The organism is Mesorhizobium sp. M7A.F.Ca.US.014.04.1.1 (assembly GCF_003998745.1).
Taxonomy (GTDB): Bacteria; Pseudomonadota; Alphaproteobacteria; order Rhizobiales; family Rhizobiaceae; genus Mesorhizobium; species Mesorhizobium ciceri.
Window position 1 is genome coordinate 1 of record NZ_RZRW01000791.1, and the last position, 2,085, is coordinate 2,085.

The 2,085-nt window shown below is 60.3% G+C and carries 2 protein-coding genes; one reads left to right on the plus strand and one right to left on the minus strand.

Features of this window, described 5'->3' with window-relative positions; genetic code table 11:
- On the plus strand, window positions 1-1,102 hold a 1,102-nt coding region (locus EOA22_RS31525), incomplete at its 5' end, for a DUF4910 domain-containing protein (protein ID WP_127390505.1).
- On the opposite strand, the gene rfbC is transcribed toward EOA22_RS31525, so the two are convergent.
- Window positions 1,097-1,648, minus strand: coding sequence for a dTDP-4-dehydrorhamnose 3,5-epimerase (gene rfbC / locus EOA22_RS31530; RefSeq protein WP_024505404.1), 552 nt, complete (start codon window positions 1,646-1,648; stop codon window positions 1,097-1,099). The two genes, EOA22_RS31525 and rfbC, sit on opposite strands and share 6 nt — an antisense overlap.
- Between the last annotated feature and the right edge of the window lie 437 nt (window positions 1,649-2,085).

The window sequence follows — 2,085 nt, forward strand, 5'->3', positions numbered from 1 at the left end:
ATGGAACATCCGCTCGGCAAGCATCACCGGCCCGGACGGACAAACTGTCGTGGATTTCGCTGGCTCCAACCTGCACATCGTCAACTACAGCGTACCCTTCAAGGGGATACTGCCGCTCGAAGAATTGAGGCCGCATATCCATACGCTGCCGGAACAACCGAAGGTGATTCCCTACCGCACTTCCTATTACACCCCGACATGGGGCTTCTGCGCAGCCCATGACCGTGTGGCCAACATGCCCGACGGTCTCTATCGGGTGGAGATCGATGCCGAATTCAAAGACGGCAGCCTCGCCTACGGAGAATACCTGCACCGCGGGCAAACAGAACGGGAATTCCTGCTTTCGGCGCACATTTGCCATCCCTCACTCGCCAACGACAACTGTTCGGGCCTGGCCCTGCTGGCAGCGCTCGCAAGAAGCCTGAAGGCAAGGGAAACACGATACAGCTATCGCTTCCTGTTCGCCCCGGGCACCATCGGCGCGCTCGCGTGGCTGTCGCGCAACGAGGACCGGACATGTCTCATCGACCATGGTCTGGTGCTGTCATGCGTTGGTGACGCAGGAAGCCCGGCATACAAGCGCAGCCGCCGCGGTGACGCGCTCGTCGATCGCGCCATGGCACACGTGCTCGGGCGTCTAGCTGGGGCAAAGATGCTGGATTTCTCCCCTTACGGTTATGACGAGAGGCAATATTGCTCGCCGGGCTTCGATCTTCCGGTCGGCATGTTCCAGCGGAGCGTCCACGGCACATTCCCCGAATACCACACGTCGGCCGACAATCTTGACTTCATCAGGCCGGAGCATCTCGAGGATTCCTTCCGCATCCTGACGGACGTAATCGACATCATCGAAGAGGACTGGACGCCGTTGAACCTCTTGCCTAAAGGCGAACCGCAACTCGGCAAGCGCGGCCTCTATGCAGCCCTGGGAGGGCAGAAGTCGTCGGGCGCAACGTCGATGTCGCTGCTTTGGGTGCTAAACCTTGCCGACGGGCAGCATTCGCTTCTGAGCATGGCGGAGCGTTCGAACCTGCCGTTCAAGGAACTCGCCGCCGCCGCCAGACTGTTATTGGGACATGGTCTTTTGGCAGCAGCCTCATGAGGCCGAGGCGCCGGTTCGCCGTCTGACAAGGGGCCAGGACTTGTCCCTTTCCGACATTGCTGTCGGCATCAATGGCCAGCGGATCGAAAAGGCCGGGTCATTGTAGAGGACGCCCGTCGACGCGTGGGGCGCATAGAACTGCGATATGAGATAAGAGACCTCGGTGCCGTCCGTAAGGGTCTGCAGGCCGTGCGCGAATCCGGCGGGGATATAGACCTGCTTCATGTTCTCGGATGTCAGCTCGAAGCCAAGCCACTTGTAGCGTGTCGGTGAATTCGGGCGCAGGTCCACGACGACATCAAAAATAGCGCCGCGGACACAGGAGACCAGCTTGACCTCGGCGTAAGGCTCCTCTTGGTAGTGTAGCCCCCTGAGAGTTCCCTTTTGGACCGAACAGGACCGGCTGTGCTGGACAAATCGGGTCGCCAGACCGCAATCCGCCATCTCCTTTTCGCAGAAAAGACGGGTGAAAAAACCACGGTCGTCAACCATCAGTGTAGGCTCGATCAGCCAGACACCTTGAAGCTCCGTTTCGGTAAACAGCATGCACTTGGATCCCCCGTGCCGAGCAAGACCGGCGCGGCAATTGTCAGCGTCGCCAGCCGACGCTGGAAGGGCTACCTAAGCCTTAGGTGGCCTCTTCGATAGCGGTATATCCGGATGACGGCTTTACCCGTTCGGCGGGCCTCGCGCCGGCATTGCCGCCGCCCGCTCGCTATTAGGATTAAGGCACCCGACGGATTGGCAAATCGAACCAGGGGGGGCTGTATCCTAACCTGTGGCCATCTGCCTGCGGAGGCGCGGCAGGCATCGGTTCTGCGTAGCGCACCGCGTCTCCGTTTTCTAACCAGCAGACAGGAGCAGGGGGAATGAACATTCAGGCAGTCGAAATCGTCCGCGATCATAGTGCGGCAAGCCGGAATGTCGGCTGCAGGCTCTGCGGGTCGCGCCTGCGCCACACCCTGGTCGATCTTGGCATGTCG

Bases quoted from the DNA above. Each gene is read 5' to 3' on its own strand.
- rfbC (WP_024505404.1), bottom strand. From the start codon at position 1,648: ATGCTGTTTACCGAAACGGAGCTTCAAGGTGTCTGGCTGATCGAGCCT.